The 18,554-nt window shown below is 72.7% G+C and carries 14 protein-coding genes; 7 read left to right on the plus strand and 7 right to left on the minus strand.

Annotation, left to right across the window (positions count from 1 at the left end; all coding sequences use genetic code 11):
* Positions 1 to 81: 81 nt before the first annotated feature.
* Together ACS3YM_RS16845 and ACS3YM_RS16850 are read left to right on the plus strand one after the other, a co-directional pair.
* Entirely contained in the window at positions 82 to 915 is an 834-nt protein-coding gene (locus ACS3YM_RS16845) for a response regulator transcription factor (RefSeq protein ID WP_439937587.1), read from the plus strand.
* Between the two features lie 150 nt (positions 916 to 1,065).
* Positions 1,066 to 1,815: a response regulator transcription factor gene (locus ACS3YM_RS16850; protein ID WP_439937588.1), complete on the plus strand. Its 750-nt coding sequence runs from the start codon at positions 1,066 to 1,068 to the stop codon at positions 1,813 to 1,815.
* Positions 1,816 to 1,854: 39 nt separating this feature from the next.
* Here the strand turns inward: ACS3YM_RS16850 and ACS3YM_RS16855 are convergent, their stop codons facing one another.
* Genes ACS3YM_RS16855 through ACS3YM_RS16870 form a run of 4 tightly spaced genes read right to left on the minus strand, consistent with a single transcriptional unit; the run spans position 1,855 to position 8,838 of the window.
* Positions 1,855 to 4,926 (minus strand): FtsX-like permease family protein, encoded by a 3,072-nt coding sequence (locus tag ACS3YM_RS16855; RefSeq protein ID WP_439937589.1) that lies wholly within the window; start codon positions 4,924 to 4,926, stop codon positions 1,855 to 1,857.
* Positions 4,923 to 7,283 carry an FtsX-like permease family protein gene (locus tag ACS3YM_RS16860; protein ID WP_439937590.1) on the minus strand — a complete coding sequence of 787 codons (2,361 nt, stop codon included), beginning with the start codon at positions 7,281 to 7,283 and terminating at the stop codon, positions 4,923 to 4,925. Before ACS3YM_RS16860 ends, ACS3YM_RS16855 begins: the two co-directional genes overlap by 4 nt.
* Positions 7,280 to 7,954, minus strand: coding sequence for an ABC transporter ATP-binding protein (locus ACS3YM_RS16865; RefSeq protein WP_439937591.1), 675 nt, complete (start codon positions 7,952 to 7,954; stop codon positions 7,280 to 7,282). Before ACS3YM_RS16865 ends, ACS3YM_RS16860 begins: the two co-directional genes overlap by 4 nt.
* A complete protein-coding gene (locus ACS3YM_RS16870) occupies positions 7,951 to 8,838 on the minus strand; it encodes an ABC transporter ATP-binding protein (protein ID WP_439937592.1) in 888 nt (295 codons plus the stop codon). Before ACS3YM_RS16870 ends, ACS3YM_RS16865 begins: the two co-directional genes overlap by 4 nt.
* 61 nt (positions 8,839 to 8,899) lie before the next feature.
* On the opposite strand from ACS3YM_RS16870, the gene ACS3YM_RS16875 reads away from it, so the two are divergent.
* The 4 genes from ACS3YM_RS16875 to ACS3YM_RS16890 all read left to right on the plus strand — a co-directional run bounded on the left by ACS3YM_RS16875 (position 8,900) and on the right by ACS3YM_RS16890 (position 14,429).
* Complete coding sequence (locus tag ACS3YM_RS16875) at positions 8,900 to 9,550, plus strand: response regulator transcription factor (protein WP_439937593.1); 651 nt, start codon at positions 8,900 to 8,902, stop codon at positions 9,548 to 9,550.
* A 171-nt stretch (positions 9,551 to 9,721) separates the two neighbouring features.
* A complete protein-coding gene (locus ACS3YM_RS16880) occupies positions 9,722 to 12,013 on the plus strand; it encodes a DUF6351 family protein (RefSeq protein WP_439937594.1) in 2,292 nt (763 codons plus the stop codon).
* 112 nt (positions 12,014 to 12,125) lie between these two features.
* Positions 12,126 to 13,640: an SDR family NAD(P)-dependent oxidoreductase gene (locus ACS3YM_RS16885; RefSeq protein WP_439937595.1), complete on the plus strand. Its 1,515-nt coding sequence runs from the start codon at positions 12,126 to 12,128 to the stop codon at positions 13,638 to 13,640.
* A gap of 153 nt (positions 13,641 to 13,793) precedes the next feature.
* Complete coding sequence (locus tag ACS3YM_RS16890) at positions 13,794 to 14,429, plus strand: hypothetical protein (RefSeq protein WP_439937596.1); 636 nt, start codon at positions 13,794 to 13,796, stop codon at positions 14,427 to 14,429.
* A 6-nt stretch (positions 14,430 to 14,435) separates the two neighbouring features.
* Here ACS3YM_RS16890 and ACS3YM_RS16895 read toward each other — a convergent pair whose 3' ends face one another.
* Complete coding sequence (locus ACS3YM_RS16895) at positions 14,436 to 15,047, minus strand: maleylpyruvate isomerase family mycothiol-dependent enzyme (RefSeq protein ID WP_439937597.1); 612 nt, start codon at positions 15,045 to 15,047, stop codon at positions 14,436 to 14,438.
* 66 nt (positions 15,048 to 15,113) lie between these two features.
* On the opposite strand from ACS3YM_RS16895, the gene ACS3YM_RS16900 reads away from it, so the two are divergent.
* The gene (locus tag ACS3YM_RS16900; protein ID WP_439937598.1) at positions 15,114 to 15,551 is read left to right on the plus strand and encodes a MarR family winged helix-turn-helix transcriptional regulator; all 438 of its coding nucleotides are present in this window, start codon (positions 15,114 to 15,116) and stop codon (positions 15,549 to 15,551) included.
* A 6-nt stretch (positions 15,552 to 15,557) separates the two neighbouring features.
* Here ACS3YM_RS16900 and ACS3YM_RS16905 read toward each other — a convergent pair whose 3' ends face one another.
* Positions 15,558 to 15,983, minus strand: coding sequence for a VOC family protein (locus ACS3YM_RS16905; protein WP_439937599.1), 426 nt, complete (start codon positions 15,981 to 15,983; stop codon positions 15,558 to 15,560).
* A gap of 334 nt (positions 15,984 to 16,317) precedes the next feature.
* A complete protein-coding gene (locus ACS3YM_RS16910; protein WP_439937600.1) occupies positions 16,318 to 18,459 on the minus strand; it encodes a catalase in 2,142 nt (713 codons plus the stop codon).
* Positions 18,460 to 18,554 lie beyond the last annotated feature (95 nt).

Below are 18,554 nucleotides of genomic sequence, written 5' to 3' on the forward strand. Positions count from 1 at the left end.
CTTACCATCGATCTACGCCGGATCGGGCCGCGTCACGGCAGGGACGTGGGGTCCCTGCTCAGCATCATCAGTGGGGGTAACGTGCAAGATCTTCATGCTTTGGTCGTCGAAGACGATCCGGACATCTCCTCGGCCCTGGTGGAGACCCTCGAGGGGGCGGGTTTCCGCGTCACGTCCGCGCGTGACGGACGGCAGGCGGTGGACGTGGCGTCCGCCGATCCGCCCGACCTGGTCACGCTCGACCTGACGCTGCCGCACATGGACGGCATCGAGGTGTGCCGCCGCATCCGGGAGACCAGCGACTGCTACATCGTCATCGTGTCCGCGCGATCCGACGAGGTGGACAAGCTGATCGGCCTGGAGGTCGGCGCGGACGACTTCGTGCTCAAGCCGTTCTCGCCGCGCGAGCTGCGCGCCCGGGTGGCCGCGCTGTTCCGCCGGCCGCGCTCGGCCGGGGTCGGCGAGGAAGGCGCGGCGGCTGCCCAGGCACCGCACGTGCCCAGCCCGTCGCAGCCCGCCGACGAGCCGAGCACCATCAACTGCGGCGCCGGACTGGTCATCAACTCCGCACGGCGGGAGGTGCAGGTCGACGGCTCGATCGTCGACCTGACCCGCATCGAGTACGACGTGCTCGAGTACCTCGCCACGCACCTCTCGCGGGTGTGCACGCGCGAGGAGATGGTCCTGGCCATCTGGAGCAGCGCGCTGACCCACGACCACCACCTGGTGGACGTGCACGTGGCCAACCTGCGCGGCAAGCTGCGTCGGCACTCCGACGCCACCTGGATCCACACGATCCGCGGCATCGGCTACCGGATGGACCGGGAGGGCCAGCCGGACCGCCGGGCCGGCGGTGGGCCCTACCTCGTGGCTCGCATCGACTCCGAGGACTGGGCCAAGGGCCTCGACTTCTGACGACCGGCTCTCCGGGGGCCGGTTGTGGAGTTCCGGCACGCGCATCGCCGGTGCGACATACGATCGGCAGCAGCCGGGAGCGCGCGGCTGGGGCCGCGCGCACACGACCGGACAGCACACCGCACCACTGACTGGCCGGGGGGCCCACCCATGATCCACGCACGCACCGCGGTGGTCGTCGAGGACGACACCGATGTCGGCGACGTGATCTCCAGCCTGCTCGACAAGGCAGGCTTCGAGGTGACGGTCGCGCGCACCGGGGCCGACGCGCTCACCGTGGTCCGTGACCTGCGCCCCGACCTGGTCACGCTGGACATGAGCCTCCCCGACATCGACGGCGTCGAGGTGTGCCGCCAGATCCGGCTGGTCAGCGACTGCTACGTCATCGTCATCAGCGGGCGCACGGGCGAGGTCGACCGGCTCATCGGGCTCGAGGTCGGCGCCGACGACTACCTGGTCAAGCCGTTCTCCATGCGCGAGCTCCAGGCCCGCGTGGCGGCACTCTTCCGCCGTCCGCGGAGCACGGAGCCCGACATCGGGGCGGCGTCCGTGCCGGTCGCGGTGGCGGCCGTCGCCGGTGTCGGCGCGGCGACCATGGGCTGCGGGGACCTGAGCCTCGACCGCGGCTCCCGGGAGGTCATCGTCGCCGGCGCGGAGATCGACCTCACCCGCACGGAGTTCGACCTGCTCGCCCACCTGTTGAGCAACCCGGGCGTGGTCGTGCCCCGGGAGGACCTGCTGCGGGCCGTGTGGGCCACCGAGTTCGTCCCGGACAGCACGCACGTCGTCGACGTGCACCTGGCCAACCTGCGCCGCAAGCTCCGCGCCGCGGCTGCCGGCAACCAGTGGATCCGCACCATCCGCGGCGTCGGCTTCCGCTACGACCCCTGCTGCGCCTGACCCGCCGGTCCCGGTCAGAGGGCCGGTCAGCGGGCCGCGTCAGCGGGCGGACTCGCGCAGCGTGGAGCCGCGCGCGCCGCGCACCGTCATCGACGCGCTGACCAGGGCGACCACCCCGAACACCGCGGCCGCCAGCAGCGCCAGCACCACCAGCCGGAGGGGCGAGATCGCCGCGACCAGCGCGGGCGTCGTCGGGTCGTCGGCATAGCCGAGGGTGATGGTGCGCAGCACCACCCACTGCGCGAGCGACCCGGCAAGGATGCCCGCCAGCGCGGCGCTGCCGAGCACGACCGCGAGCTCGCGCACGACGGCCACCATCACCGACGAGCGGGGTACGCCGACCACGCGCAGGGCCGCGGCGTCACGACGCCGCGCCGGCAGCTGCACGGCCGCGCTGACGAAGAGGCCCGCCAGCGCCATCAGCAGCACCAGCGCCGCGACGACGCCGTAGAGCCGCAGCGCGAGGGCGTACGCGCTCTGGTCGAGGACGTGCCGCTCCTGCGCGAGGGTGGTCCCGACGCTGAGCCCGGCCTCGGAGAGGGCATCGGTGATCGAGGCGGGGGTGCCCTCGCGGGCGAGCACGTGCACGGTCATGAGGTTGTCGTAGACCGGGTGGTCGGTGATGAAGGAGGAGTAGTCGACGAGCAGGCCCGAGGGTCCGGTGAACGGCATGCCCTCGATCTCGCCGACCGGTCCGACCGGGATCAGGCCGTAGCCCTCGTCGAGCTTGGCGAGGGCCCGGTCCTGGACCTTCGGGCCGGCGAGCGCCGGGCGGTCGCGCACGATGCCGCCGGCGGTGATGCGGGCCATGCCGACCGACTCACCGGTGTCGACGCTCATGTCGAGCTCGCCCCCGGACACCTGCATGTCGGTGATGGAGGTCCGCACCGCGGGGTCGGGGGTCGGCGTCCAGCCGGCACCGCTGATCCCGCCCGGGAGCGGCGTGCCGTCGACCTCGATGTCGCGCAGGCGGAGCGAGCCGGACATCCGGGTGTTGGTGCCGGCGCCACCGGCGAGGGTCATGCCCTCGAGCGGACAGCCGTCACGGCAGAACGGGACACGGGTCGAGCGGGTGGACTCACCCGCCGGGAAGGGGCCGACGTAGGCCTTCAGCGGGGCACCGCCGCGCGAGCCGAAGCGCACCTCCACCGCCAGGTCGCGATCCATGTCGGCCTGGTTGTCGATCGTGAGGCTGAGGCGTGTGCCCTGCACCGTGGGCACCACGCCGCCCGGCGAGATCTCGTCGACGACCTGCTCGACGGTGCGGCCCGGGCTCCAGGTCTCGGGCCACGTCGCGACGCGCGCCAGGCGGCTGCTGTCGACGACCGAGAAGTTGGCCCCGGGGTTGGTGGCGCTGGCCGCCGCCATCACCCACTCGCCCTCCGGGTCGATCGTGCGGGTGAGGTCGAGCGCCTCCGCGAAGGTGAGCGTGGTCGACCAGGTGGTGTGGGCGGGCGAGGCGGTCGCGGCGACGCTGGTGCGCCACGTCGCGGCGGAGTCGTAGACGCCGGCGCCGAAGACCGCGACCGCGATCGCGGCCGTGATCGGGAGGATCACGAGCGTGCCCTCCTGCCGGCGCGAGATCGCCCGCGAGGAGACGAAGCCGCTCAGCGAGCGTCCCCGCGAGCGACGCGTCCACCAGGTGGCGAGCGTCGCGGTGAGGCGGGTGGCGGCCAGGCCGGCGACCACGGCGAGCAGCACCGGCAGGACCAGGTCGGTGGCGTCCGGCTCCCCGGGTCCGCTCGCGGAGAGCTTGCTGGCCAGCACCGCCACTGCGAGGGCGACGAGGGTGAGCTGGGCGATGACCGACCAGCGGCGCGCAGCCACCGGACGTCGTACGCCGCTGAGCTGGGAAGCCAGCGACTCGCGGACCACCAGCCCGACCGCGACGCACGCCACCGCGAAGGCGGCGACCAGGACGAGGGCGGCCGCGACCCAGCTGGTCAGCGGCAGCGGCAGCGGCAGCCCGGGCACCAGCCAGCCGCGCACGAGCGCGTAGGACAGGCCCAGCCCGAAGACGACGCCCAGCGGGGTGGCGATCAGGAGGATCACCACCGGCTCGGCCAGGCCGAGGCCCCAGAGCCGGCGCGCGGTCACGCCGCGCAGCGAGGCCAGGGCCAGCTCCGGGACGCGGAGCTCACTGGCCGCGTTGAGCAGGCGCATCAGCAGGGCGAGGGCCACGAGGACCAGCGACAGCACGGCCGGCGCGATGGAGCTGCGCGCCGTGGACTGCTGGAAGCGCACCTCCTCGACCACGTCGGCGAGGGAGTTGGTGCCGTTGTCGCGCAGCGTGCCGCCCTCGACCTCGAGGGTCGTCTCGGACGGGAGCGCCGCCGCGGAGTCGGCTGCCACGTCGAGCTCGCCCGGCGTGATGTCGGCGCGGACGTCGAGGTGCGTGTCGACCCCGATCGTCCAGCCGCCCGCGGCCACCACGGTCTCGGGGGTGGTGATGAGGGGTGCCGGGCTGTACGGCGTGTAGCCCCCGTTGATGGTCGTCTGCTCGTTCTGGCTGGTGAGCCGCCGCGGGATCAGCCAGTCCTCCCCGGTCTCCGGGGTGGTGTAGCTGCCCACGACCACGACCTCGTCGATCCCCGGTCGCGGGAGCCCGAGCGCCTTGACGCCGCCCGGCTCGTAGATCGCCAGGGGCAGCGGCTTGCCGATCTCGGCGCCGGTCTTCTCCAGGTCGGCGGCGAGCATCAGCACCTCGCCGCGCTTCTCGGGGCAACGACCCTCGACCTCGAGGCTCTCGCACGCGCCGTCGCGCGCCCAGAGCTCGGCGACGCCGCGCAGCGCGCTGAAGGGCTCGGACTGCACCGTCAGCACGGGCTCCTCCCACGACCCTCGGGTCAGCGAGTCGGAGGCCGCGCGGGCGTGCTGCTCGGCCTGGTCGAGCGACGAGCCCTCGTCGGGGGTGAAGACGCGGCTCAGGCCGGTGAGGCCGGGCGCCGTCTCGTCGAGGCGGGTCACGACGTAGGAGTTGGTGACGGCCTCGGAGAAGACGGGGCCGAGCACGGCGGAGCCGATCGCGAGCGCGGTCAGCAGCACCGATCCCGCGGAGAGCAGGGCTCGCGCCCGCAGTCCACGCACGATCGCGCCCAGCAGCTGGATCATCGTCCTTCTTCCTCACGCAGCAGGCTGGGTCGGGTGGTGGCCGCGCGCACGGCGCGGGCGCGCCCGCCCACCAGCACGACGGCGGCAGCGGCCAGCACGGCAGGGATCGCGAGGGGCCACGCGTGCGGAGCGGTGTCGAGCGGGCTCCCGGCGACGGGCAGCGAGAGCAACGGGAGGCCGTCGAGCAGCAGCGTCACGGCGAGCCACCCGCCGACGACCACGATCGCCAGCACGAGCACGGTCAGGCTGACCAGCTCGGCGCGGCCGGCCCTGCGGGCGGTGCCGACGGAGATGCCGAGCACGCGCAGCGACGCCACGTCGCGGCGGTAGTCACGCAGGTGCCGGGCGACGCCGGCCCCGAGCGCGAGCAGCGCGACGAGGGCGCACGCGAGGGCGGTGAGGGCGTACGCCACGGACTGGGCGCCGCCGTAGCGCTCCCCGAGCGCCTCGCGCACGGTCGCCGAGGTGCGCCAGGAGGTCCCGGTCGCCTCGGCGACCTGGTCCAGCATCGCCTGCGGGGTGCCGTCGTCGGCCACGATCTGCACCTCGGCCGACGGCACGGTCGGGCCGGAGCCGGCGGCGGAGGTGCGGATGTCGGAGAGCAGGCCCGAGGAGCCCACCAGCGGCATCGCGGTCGCCACCCCGATCACGTCGGTCGTGCGGTCGTCGCCGCCGAGGTCGAGCGCCTGCGGCGCCTCCTGGTCGGCGGCCAGAACCGGGACGGCGTCGCCGCCCCGGTCGAGGTCCACCTGGAGCGTGGCCTGCGGCAGCATCGCCACCTGGAGGCCGTCGACCCGGTTGACCACGAAGGTCGCCGGCGGCTCCCACCCGCGGATGAAGTTGTTGTTGACCACCGACTCCACCGACGAGGCGTCCGGCACCCAGGTCCGTTCGAGCAGGTCGGTGTCGCCGAGGGTGATGCGCTCGGCCAGGGCGACGAACTGGCTGTCGTCGATCACGCCCTCGCTGTTGCGGCCGAACTCGAGCCCGGTGACGGCGCAGCCCTGGGCACAGTCGCGGACGCGGGCGCGACCCGACACCGGGGTGCCGTCACGCGGGACGTCGAGCTGCACCGCCACGGAGCCGGAGGCGTTGCGGGACGTGACGTAGCGCAGCGTCACCTCGGCGCCGCCGCCCCCGCTGCGGAACACCTCCCCGTTGGGCAGGCGGATGGTGCGGACGCCCGGCACGTCGAGGCCCGACAAGGTGACGTCGAACCGCTCGCCGGTCGCCTGCAGGGGCACGACGCCGGTGTCGAGCCGGTCGACCGCGTCGGAGGCCGCGCGGGCGGGGGTGTCGTCGTAGAAGCCACCGACGACGGCGTCCCACCTGGCGGCGTCGACGTACGCCCGGCGCTCGGGCAGGCGCTCCTCGTTGCGCACGATCGCCGTGGCGATGAGGTGCTCGCCCTCGGGGTCGACCTGCTCAGTGAGGTCGACGGCGCCCATCGCGCCGAGGTCGGTCGCGGCGATGGCGCGGGCGCCCGGCACCTCGACGGCGGCCTGCTCACGGGTCCACCCGCTGACGCTGACGGCGCCGCTGAGCGCCAGCGCGCCGACGACGGCCGCGGCGACGACGAGGCGGACGGGGGTGACGAGGTCGTCGGCACGGGCGAGACGGCGTGCGGCGAGGAAGGCGCCCAGGCCGCGCTTCTCGGTGACGGGGGTCAGTGCGCGGGCCGCGATCCGGATCACCCAGATCGCGAGCTGCCCGAGCGCCAGGCCCACCAGGGCGGGGCCGAGGAGGACGACCAGGTCGGGCTCACCGTCGGCCGCCCGGCTGCGGTAGGCCGCGACGCCGGCGCCGACGAAGACGAGCACACTCAGGAAGACGGCCACGGTCGTCGCCCGGCGAGGGCGTCGCCGGCTCGAGACCTGGACCGCGAGCGGCTCGCGGAGGGCGGCCGCGGCGGACAGGCCGACGATCACCAGACCGGCGCCGGCGATGCCGGCGGCGGCGACGACCGCTGGTTGCCCGAGCGCGGGCGCCGCGTCGTCGAGCCAGGCCCTCGTGGCGAGGACGGTGCCCAGGGCTCCGACGAGGAGGCCGAGCAGGGTGCCGAGGACGATCGCGAGCAGGGGCTCGACGAGCAGGAAGCGCCACAGGCGCAGGCCGTGGATGCCGCGGAGCCGGGCGAGCCCGATCTCCTCCCGACGGGCCACCGCGAGCTCGGCACCGATGCTGGGCACGGCGACCGCGCCCAGGAGGAGCAGGGGTGCGGTCAGCCAGCGCGAGGTGTCGGCGGCCTCGGCGAACTGCAGGACCGTCACGGCCCCGCCGACCACGACCACGCTCATCAGCACCAGGGTCGTCAGGGCACCCCGACGGCTCCAGGCGCCGCGAAGGACACGACTCACCGAATGACCCGGCCCTCGTCCAGCGCGATGTGGAGGTCACAGGCCTCGACGACGGCGGGGTCGTGGGTGGCCACGACGACGACGGCGCCACGGGCCGCCTCCTCGCGCAGCTCGGTCAGCACCACGCCCCGGTTGCCCTCGTCGAGCTCCGAGGTCGGTTCGTCTGCCAGCAGCACGTCGGCGCCGACGACGAAGCCGCGGGCGCACGCGACGCGCTGCATCTGGCCGCCGGAGAGCTCCTCGACCTGGCGCTCACCGAGGTCGGCGATGCCGAACCGGGCCAGGGCGGCCTCGGACGCCTCGTCGGCGTCGGCGGGCGCGACGCCGCGGGCACGCAGCGCGATCGAGACGTTCTCGCGGGCAGAGAGGATCGGCACGAGGCCGTAGACCTGGAGCACGAAGGCGACCTCGGGCAGCGGGTCGCCGCTGCCGGTCCACATGTCCTTGCCGTCGAGCTCCGCGGTGCCCGACGTCGCCTGAAGCAGGCCGCCGGCGATGGAGAGCAGGGTGGTCTTGCCCGAGCCGCTGGGGCCGGAGAGCGCGGTGACCTTGCCGGCGGGGAAGGTGACGCTGACGTCGTCGAGCAGCGTGCGGCCGTTGACGTAGGTGATCGAGTCGAGCCGCAGCGCGGTCTGCACGGCGGTCTGGTCGGTGCTCACTCCGGTGCTCACTGCTGGCTTCCCTCGCTGCTCGCCCGGGTCACGATGATGCGGCCCTCGTCGTCGTCCTCGAACCGCACCAGCGTCCCGGGGGGCCACTCGGCGGCGATGTGGCCGGGCAGGTGCAGGACGCCGTCCTCGCCCACCACGGCGTACTCCGACCCGCCGTGGCCCTCCGCGCCGACGCGACCGCCCTTCATGGTCACGGTGCGCGGGAAGGTGGCGGCCACCTCGGGCTGGTGCGTGACGACCACGATCGTGGTGCCGAAGTCGTCGCCGAGGGAGTGGATCAGGTGCAGCACGTGGTCGCGGTCGGCGTGGCTGAGCTGGCTGGTGGGCTCGTCGGCCAGCAGCAGTCGCGGGGCGGTCGAGACGGCGCAGGCGAGGGCCAGGCGCTGGCGCTGGCCGCCCGACATCGTGGAGACCACCTGGTCGGCCTGGTCGACGAGCCCCACGCGGTCGAGCAGCTCGGTGTCGGCCAGCGCCCTGTCGCGGTCGCTGCCTGACAGCGACAGCCGGGCGAAGGCGATGTTCTGCCGGGCCGTCGCGTAGGGCAGCAGGTTGCGGGTGGCGCCCTGGAGCATGGTCGAGACCTGGCGCGAGCGGATCCGGGCGAGGTAGCGCTCGCCCATCCGGGAGACCTCCTCGTCGCCGAGATAGATCTTGCCGGCGCTGGGCTTCTGGATGCCGCCCAGCAACGCCAGCAGGGTCGACTTGCCCGAGCCGCTGGGGCCCAGGAACGCGACCCGCTCGCCCGGGCGGATCGTCAGGTCGACACCGCGCAGCGCCACCACGTCGTGACCGCCGAAGGTCTTGTAGAGGTGCACCACACCCTCGCACCGGATGCCCAGTCCACCCGTGCGGGTGTCCTCGACCGTGGCCGCGCTCTCCCGCACGTCTCCCCCATCTCTCACCGAACCGGGGTTCAAGATACATAAACTGTCGTACCTTGAGCGCATGGTTATCCGAGTCGCGCTGGTCAACGACGACGAGGTCGTCGTCCGCGGTCTCGACGCGATGATGCGCAGCTACAGCCACCGGGTCGAGGTGGTGGAGCTGGCGGCCGGAAGGCCGGTCAGCCAGCCGGTCGACGTCGCGCTCTACGACACCTTCGGCATGGGGCAGGGCAACGGCCCGGCCGTGAAGAACCTGGTCGACAGCCCGCAGGTGCGCACCGTCGCCGTCTACACCTGGAACTTCCAGCCCTGGCTGACCCGCGACACCCTCAACGCCGGGGTGCGCGGCTACCTCTCCAAGAGCCTACCGGCGGCGCGACTGGTCGACGCCCTGCACGCCATCTCGGCCGGACAGGTCGTCGTCTCCCCGTCCCGGGGCCGCTCGTCACTCGTCGGCGGCGACTGGCCGGGCCGCGAGGAGGGGCTGACCGCGCGGGAGGCCGAGGTGCTCTCGCTCATCACGATGGGCCTCAGCAACCAGGACATCGCCGAGCGCACGCTGCTCTCGCTCAACTCGATCAAGTCCTACATCCGCTCGGCCTACCGCAAGATCGAGGTCGACTCCCGCTCCAAGGCCGTGCTCTGGGGCGTCGAGCACGGCATGCGGGCGGACCGGGTGCGAATCAACGGCTCCCCGGCGCGCGAGGCCTGACCCTGCTCCACGCGGCTCGAGTTTCCCCGCATACGCGGGGACTCTCGAACTCCTGGGGGTTTGCACGCCCCGAGAAGTCTGGGTTTCCCCGCATAGGCGGGGAAACCGCAACGGGGTGACCATCCGTGCACCCGGTCGTTGACCTCCTGAGTCCGCCTCTGGAGGTACGCCGTGCAGCCCAGGTCCGCCCGTCCCACCCGCCCGACCGCCGTGGTCGTCGTCCTCGGGACCGTCCTCCCCCTGCTGGCGGCGCTGCTCGTGGCCGGCTCCGCGCCGGGAGCGGCGGCCCCCGAGAAGCGGGGCAAGGTCCGGATCCAGGTGCTGTCCAACCGCGCCGACCTGGTCTCCGGCGGTGACGTCCTGGTGCGGATCACCGCACCCCGGCGGGCCGGCACCCTGCGCGTGAGCCTCGACGGCCGCGACGTGTCGAGGAAGTTCCGCACGCGCTCAACCGTGCTGCTGCGCGGCCTCGACACCGGCCGCAACGTGCTGACGGCGCGAGCCGGTGGGGCCAGGTCCGACCGGGTCGTGATCACCAACCACCGCAACGGCGGGCCCGTCTTCAGCGGCCCGGTCGCGGCGGCGTACGACTGCCAGGACACCGCCCGCGACGCGCTCTGCAACGAGCCGGCGTCGTACTCCTTCCTCTACAAGCCGACCGGGCAGTCGGCGCTGAAGCCCTACGACCCGGCGCACCCGGCGACCGACGTCGACACCACGACCACCGACCAGGGGCGCACGGTGCCGTTCATCGTGCGCCGCGAGGACGGCCACCAGGACCGCGACCGCTACGCGATCCTCACCCTGTTCACGCCCGGCGAGAAGTGGAAGGCGTGGCAGCCGCAGGAGCAGTGGAACCACAAGGTGCTGATCACCCATGGCGGCGGGTGCGGGGCGTCGTACGCGCCGGGCGAGCCGCCGCTCGAGGACGCGTCCGGCACGCTCGACGCGATCCCGGTGCCCGTCCTCGAGAACTCGTACGTCGAGGCGCTGGCGCGCGGCTTCGCGGTGATGTCGACGGCGCTGGCCAACACCGGCCACAACTGCAACGTCGCCCACAACGCCGAGTCGCTGATGATGGCCAAGGAACGGATCGTCGAGCGCTACGGCACCATCCGCTACGCGATCGGCACCGGGTGCAGCGGCGGGTCGGTCGCCCAGCACACCGTGGCCAACGCCTACCCCGGGATCTACCAGGGGCTCGTGACCACCTGCTCCTACCCCGACGTGATGAGCCCCGGCTCGCAGTTCGCCGACTACCACCTGATGCGGGCCTACTTCGAGGACCCGAGCTCGTGGGGTCCAGGTGTGCTCTGGTCGCCGACGCAGGTGGCCGACGTCGAGGGCCACCTCACGCCGGTCAACGCGGTCACCGCCGACGAGGGACTCTTCAAGAGCGCGATCGACCCCGAGCACCCGTGTCCCGGCGTGGCGGACCCGGTCGCCGGCGACACCTCCACCCGCTTCGACTCCGAGACCAACCCGGGCGGCGTGCGCTGCGACATCCTCACGCTGATGCACAACCAGCTCGGGCCGCGACCCACGTCGGTGTGGAGCGCGCAGGAGAAGGCGGCCGGTCACGGCTTCTCCGGGCTGCCCTTCGGCAACGCCGGTGTGCAGTACGGCCTCGAGGCGCTGAAGGGCGGACGCATCACGCCCGAGCAGTTCGTCGACCTCAACGAGAAGGTCGGCGGCCTCGACGTCAACGCCGACCCGATCGCGGCGCGCACCGCCGGCGACCCTGCTTCGATCGCCAACGCCTACCGCACCGGGCTGCTCAACGAGTTCAGCAACACCAGCGAGATCGCGATGATCAACCACGGCGGCCCCGACCCCGGCATCGCGCACGACTACGCGCACGCGGTGTGGAGCCACCTCCGACTCCAGCGCTCGCAGGGCCACACCGACAACCGCGTCGAGTGGTTCGGCCCGACGCCGCTGCTCGGCGACGTGCGCTGGCCGACCGAGGCGTTCATCGCGATGGACGGCTGGCTGGCGAAGGTGGAGAAGGACGGGCGGAAGGTGCCGTTGGCGATGAAGGTCGTCGAGGACAAGCCCGCCTCGCTGACCGACCGCTGCCTCGCCGACGGCGTACCCGGTGTGGTGTGCCGCGCCGACCTCGCGCGCACCAACCTCTCCACCCCGCGCCAGGAGTCCGGGGGCCCCGCCGCCAACGACGTCCTCGCCTGCCAGCTCAAGCCGCTGGACCGGTCCTCCTACCTCCTGCCGGGCGGGCTGCCGGTGCCCTTCACCGACGCGCAGTGGGCGCGGCTGCAGGCCGCCTTCCCACGCGGCGTGTGCGAGTGGGCGCTGCCCGGCATCGGCCAGGGCCCGGCGGAGACGTGGCTGGGCTACGGCACGGCGCGCAGGGCGACGTACGGCGGCGCGCCCCTCGGCCGGGTGCCCGCCGGGTCCGGGCTGGGCTGGTTCGCCCGGTCCTTCCGCCCGTTGTGGCGGCAGTGACGGAGTCCCCGGGTACCCGGTGATCGCTGAGGTTGTCGACCGTTGCAGCGGTCGATAACCCGGGGAATCACCGGATACCCGGTGATCGCAACCGAGCCCGTACGCTTCTCCGGTGAGTGAGCAGCACCCCGGCATCGACCCCGACGACCTGGCGACGACCCTGCGGGTGCTGCAGACCCTCCACCACCTGCCGGCCGACCACCCCGACCACATCACCGTGAAGCGGGCCGCGTCGCACATGTACAAGTCGATCAAGTCCGAGCGCCGGCTCAAGAAGCGCGCCGAGGAGCTGGCCCACGACCGGGCGATCATCGCGAGGACGGCGACCGGCTCGCCGATGCGCATCGACGACGAGACGGCCGGCATCCCGCTCGTGTCGAACACCGCCGGCGCGTTCGCCGGCGAGCTCATCACCGCGCGCGGCTGCTACATCTGCAAGCAGGACTTCACCCTCGTCGACGCGTTCTACCACTGGCTGTGCCCCACCTGCGCGGCGATGAGCCACGCCAAGCGCGACCAGCGCACCGACCTCACCGGCAAGCGCGCGCTGCTGACGGGCGGCCGCGCCAAGATCGGGATGTACATCGCGCTGCGGCTGCTCCGCGACGGCGCGCACACCACGATCACGACCCGCTTCCCCAAGGACGCCGTCCGCCGGTTCGCCGCGATGGAGGACTCGGCCGACTGGCTGCACCGGCTCAAGGTCGTCGGGATCGACCTGCGCGACCCCACGCAGGTCATCTCCCTGACCGACGACGTCGCGGCCGACGGGCCGCTCGACATCATCGTCAACAACGCCTGCCAGACCGTACGCCGGCTGCCGGGTGCGTACTCGCACCTCATCGACGGCGAGGCCGCCCCGTTGCCGACCGCCGAGTCGCTGGGCGTGGAGGCGCTACCGGAGATGGTCACCTTCGACCGGATCTCCGAGGCGCACCCCGCTGCGATCGCGGGCGCCCTGTCGTCGACGGCGGTCGCCCACCACGACGGCGAGTCCGCCGAGCACGCGCTCGCCGTGCACAACGCCGCGTCGCTGACAGCCCTGGCCCTCAAGGCGGGCGGCGCCTCGCTGGAGGCGCACCTGGCGGGCACGGCGATCGACGCCGGCGGCCTGATCCCCGACATCCAGGACAACAACTCGTGGACCCAGGTGCTCGACGAGGTCGATCCGCTGGAGCTCCTCGAGGTGCAGTTCTGCAACTCGATCGCACCGTTCCTGATCAACGCCCGGCTGCGGCCCGCGCTGCGCGCGGCCGTGCAGAACGGGGCCCGGCGTGCGTACATCGTCAACGTCTCGGCGATGGAGGGGCAGTTCGGCGGGCGTCGCTACAAGGGCGCCGGTCACCCGCACACCAACATGGCGAAGGCCGCGCTCAACATGATGACCCGCACGTCGTCGGGCGAGCTGTTCGAGTCCGACAAGATCCTGATGACCGCCGTCGACACCGGCTGGATCACCGACGAGCGCCCGCACCACGAGAAGCTGCGGATCGCCGCCGAGGGCTGGCACGCGCCGCTCGACCTCGTCGACGGAGCCGCCCGCGTCTACGACCCGATCGTCCTCGGCGAGCAGGGTGAGGACCTCTACGGCTGCTTCCTGAAGGACTATCAACCGGCCGCCTGGTGACCCCGCCACCCTGGCGGCGTACGACAAGCTCCCCCGCCACCCTGGCGGCGTACGACAACGAATCCGGCGCTGCGCATGTCGTGTGCCGCCACCCACGGCCGGCGGCATGTCGTATGCCGCCACCCCCGCGACGCACCTGATTGACTCACGCCCATGAGTCTCGAGACCGCGGAAGAGTTCCACGCCAGGGTCGCCGCCGCGACCGACGCCGAGGGGCGGCTGCCGGTCGCGATCGAGGCGATGCCCGGGTGGGACATCTTCCCGTTCGAGCTCGACGGCCTGCGGATCAAGCCGCTCGAGCCCCTCGCCGACAGCGAGCCGCCGCGCGAGGGCGAGGACCCGGCCGACTGCTTCTGCCAGTCGCCCATGCCCGCCGACCGCGCGGCACAGGTCGCCTGGAGCAACGAGCGCTGGCTGGTGGTGGCCCTCGGCATGAAGCTCCCGGTCTCCCTGATCTTGCGCCCGGTCGAGCACGTCGACATCGCCGACATGCCCGACGACATGGCCGCCGAGATGGGCAGGCTGATGGTCGCCGTGACGGCCGCGGTCGAGGAGCTGCCGAGCGTCGGTCGCTGCCACATCGGTCGCTACGGCGACGGCGGCGCGCACGCCCACCCGTTCTTCTTCGGCCGCCCGGCCCGGATGCTGCAGCTGCGCGGGTCCTGCCTGCTCGACTGGGAGGAGAACCTCCCCGACCTGCCCGAGGACGTCCGCCGTGCCAACGCCGGCCACGTCGGCCGGCGCCTGGTCGAGCGGTTCGGCGGCGACGGTCCGGCCTGGGAGTCCTGAGGCCGCTCAGAGCAGGGCGCCGACCTCGCCACTGAGGTGGTCGTGGGCGACCGACCGCCCGGCGGCCCCGAGGAGCAGCCACTGCACGGGGCCGACCACCGGACGGCCTGCCCCCGCCGCCCAGTCGACGTCGGTGGCGACGAGGCGTACGCCGCGCAGCCGCGGGCCGATCGGCATCCGCCGCGACCACCACAGCACCCGCTCGAGGGCGACCACCGCGGCGTCGGGCGGCATCGGGTGCTCGATGCCCAGCGGGAGGCAGATGTCCTGGGTGTGGACCAGGACGTCGAGCAGCGGCTCCTGCTCTGACACGAACGGCACGGTCCGCCGGGAGCCGACGAAGCCGCGCAGCCGGTCGATGATCTGCTCGTGGCCCAAGGGGCTGCGGAGGGCGGAGTCGCGCACGATCGCCTGGTAGCGGAAGCCCGACCTGACCGCCGCGACGAGCATGTCGCGCAGCCCCATGTGGGAGAGGGCGAGGTGCGCCGCCACGTCGCGGACCGTCCATGCGTCGCAGAGCGACGGGGTGCGCCACGCGTCCTCGGGAAGGCCGGCGAGGATGTCGGCCAGTGCGGTGCGCTCGGTGTCGACGTGGCGCCAGATCGTGTCGCTGTCCATGTCGCCGACCTCTCACAACTAGTCAGTTTGTCTGTCTAATATGGACCCGTGACAGGGGAGACGTCAATGACCGACCAGCAGCCCCACGTCGGCGTGCTGATGTTCGTCGCCGCCCGGTCCCTGGAGGCGCGGGCGTACGACGCCGTGGTGGCCGCCGGCGCGCGCGACGTGACGCCGGCGCAGGCCCGGCTGATGGCCCAGATCGATCCCGACGGGACCCGGGTGGTGACGCTGGCGGCACGCGCGCGGGTCACCAAGCAGTCGGCCGCCTTCCTCGTCGACCAGCTCGAGCAGGCGGGCTACGTGGAGCGGGTCGCGGACCCGCACGACGGACGGGCGAAGCTGGTCCGGCTCACCGCCCACGCCCGCGCGATCGGGGACGCGGCCGACGCCGAGGTGGCGCGTGCGCTCGCGGAGTGGGAGGAGCACGTCGGTCGGGCGCGGATGCGCCAGCTCGAGGAGACGATGGCCATGCTCCGCCAGGTCACCGACCCCTGGGCGTGAGCGCGGTCAGGAGGACGCCTGGCCGGCGATGTTGACCAGCCAGCTGATGCCGAAGCGGTCGACGAACATGCCGAACTCGTCGCCCCACGGCGCCGCATCGAGCGGCTGCTTCACCTGCCCGCCCTCGGACAGCCCGGCGAACCACCCCCGCAGCTGCTCGGCGTCGTCCGGACCCCCCGAGAGGCTGACGGAGACGTTGTCGCCGAAGGTCACCTGCACCATCTCCGGCGGCGCATCGGCGCCCATCAGCGTCAGGCCGCCCGGCGTCTGGAGCTGTCCGTGCATGACCTGGTCCGCGAGCGGGCCCTCGGTGCCCATCTCGCCGAAGGTCATCACGGTGAGCTCGCCGCCGAGCACGGAGGCGTAGAACTCCATCGCCTCGCGTGCCTTGCCGTCGGGGAAGCTGAGGTAGGGGTTGAGCACGACGGTCATCGCGGGCTCCTTGTCGTCGGAGGTGTCCGTCCACCGTAGTGACTCCCGCCGGGGGCGCGGAAGGAGTGGTCTGTCCGGTCTCGCGGCCTCGCCGGAGGTGCGCACCCGGCCGGTCGCCGGGAGTGGAGCCCGTCCCGCGCGGATCATGGTCCCGTGGACCGCGTCGGGTCGTCGGTGGATCCGCGGTCGTGTCCGATCATCTTCATGTTTCCCTCCCCGTAGGACGCACACGTCCTACAGGCAGGGAAGCACCGCACGCGGCTCGAAACACCACCCGTGGGGCGGTGTCGTGGCCGGCCACCCCTGCAGGAGTGGGGGCGGACGGGTCCGGAAGTCAGCTGCGGACCGGCCGCTCCCAGTGCCGCAGCGCGGCGCACTGCCCGACGAAGTCGGACAACGAGTCGGACGTCAGCTCGGGGCACCCGTCGTCGGGCGTGACGCCGGCGGCGTCGAGGAGGGCCTCTGCGTCAGCCACCCAGCCGAGGAACTTCTGGTGCGCGAAGGCGTCGTCGACGAAGTCCCGCGCGGTCTTGCGCCCAGCCAGGTCCGCGGCGCCCTCGGCGGACGTCACCACCGCCACCGCGTCGAACAGCACGGAGGGCGCGCCGACCACCGCGTGGTCGGGCGTGAGCCTGCGCCCGCCCTTGAGCTTGAGCGGGCCGGCGGCAGGAGCGACGTACTCGACGACGGCGCCCGCCTCCGTGAACGCGTCCTCGAGCGCCTTCACGAGCGTGCCGTCGGCGCCGGGCGTGACGAGCACGCCGAGCTTGCGGCCGGCGAACGAGTCGGCGCCGTTGCGCAGGATGCTCAGCGCGTCGGACGCCGGCAGGTCCGTCCGCGTGGGCAGCGCCGCCTCGCTGGCCTCGGGCAGCGGCATGCCCAGCTCGTCGGCGACGCCCTGCGCGAGGTCCTCGTGGACGTTGCGCAGGTTGGCGAGCATGCGGGTACGGATGGCCGGCTCCTCGCACTTGCCCAGCTCGAAGCCGTACGCCGCCACGATGTGCTGCTGCTCGACGTCGGTCTGGCTGATCCAGAACTGGCGCGCCTGGCTGTAGTGGTCGGCGAACGTCTCGCTGCGCACCCGTCGGACCTCGCCACCCACCCCCCGCGGCACGCTGCGGAAGCCCTGCTCGACGTCGGCGCGCGGTCCGCGCTCCGCGGCGCCGAGCGAGTTGGGCTCGTAGTTGGCCCGCCCCTCCTGGCGCGACATCTGCATCTGCCCGTCACGCTGGAAGTGCGCCACCGGGCACCGCGGCGCGTTGACCGGGATCTGGGTGAAGTTGGTGCTGCCGAGCCGCTTCAGCTGGGTGTCGAGGTAGGAGAAGTTGCGGCCCTGGAGCAGCGGGTCGTCGCTGAAGTCGACGCCAGGCACGATGTTCTGCGTGCAGAAGGCGACCTGCTCGGTCTCGGCGAAGACGTTGCTCACGACCCGGTCCAGGGTGAGCCGTGCGATCGTGCGGACCGGCACCTGCTCCTCCGGGATGAGCTTGGTGGCGTCGAGGACGTCGAACTCGAACTCCTCGGCGAACGCCTCGTCGAAGACCTGCACGCCGAGGTCCCACTGCGGGAAGTCGCCCGCCTCGATGGCGGCGTAGAGGTCGCGTCGGTGGAAGTCGGGGTCGGCGCCGTTGATCTTCACCGCCTCGTTCCACACCACCGACTGCATGCCCTGCCGCGGCTTCCAGTGGAGCTTCACGAAGGTCGCCTCGCCGTCGGCGTTGACGAAGCGGAAGGTGTGGACGCCGAAGCCCTCCATGAACCGGAACGACCGCGGGATCGCGCGGTCGGACATCTGCCACAGCGTCATGTGGGTCGACTCCGGCATGAGGGAGATGAAGTCCCAGAAGGTGTCGTGGGCGCTCTGGGCCTGCGGCCAGCCGCGGTCCTGCTCCTCCTTGACCGCGTGGACCAGGTCGGGGAACTTCATCGCGTCCTGGATGAAGAAGACCGGGATGTTGTTGCCGACGATGTCCCAGTTGCCCTCGTCGGTGTAGAGCTTCACCGCGAAGCCCCGCACGTCGCGGGCCAGGTCGAACGAGCCGAGGTTGCCGGCGACGGTCGAGAAGCGGACGAAGGCCTCGGTGCGCTTGCCCTTGCGCGCGAACGGTGCGGCCCGCGTGAGGTCGGTGACCGGGTCGAGGCACTCGAGGTAGCCGTGGGCGCCGTAGCCGCGGGCGTGCACGACCCGCTCCGGGATCCGCTCGTGGTCGAAGTGGAAGATCTTCTCCCGCATCGCGAGGTCCTCGAGCAGCGTCGGGCCCCGGTCACCGGCGCGCAGGGAGTTCTGGTCGTCGCTCATCGGGACGCCCTGGGCCGTGGTCATCACCTGGCCCCGTGTCGGCGCCTGGTGGAGCTCGCCACCGGTCCCGGTCACGTCACCGGCCTTGCTCGCGGCGCTCTTGCCGGGCTTCGTGGTGGCCTTCGTGGTGGGCTTCGTGGTGGCCTTCGTGCTGGCCTTCTTCGTGCTGCGTGCCATGGGTGCGCCCTCCCGAGGTCGACTGCGGATCGTGCCCGTGGTGATCGACGCTAGAGAGGGATCGCGGTCGGCGGCTCACCCGTCGGGGTCCCCGG

It is taken from the genome of Nocardioides sp. N13(2025) (genome assembly GCF_051912545.1).
GTDB lineage: Bacteria > Actinomycetota > Actinomycetes > Propionibacteriales > Nocardioidaceae > Nocardioides.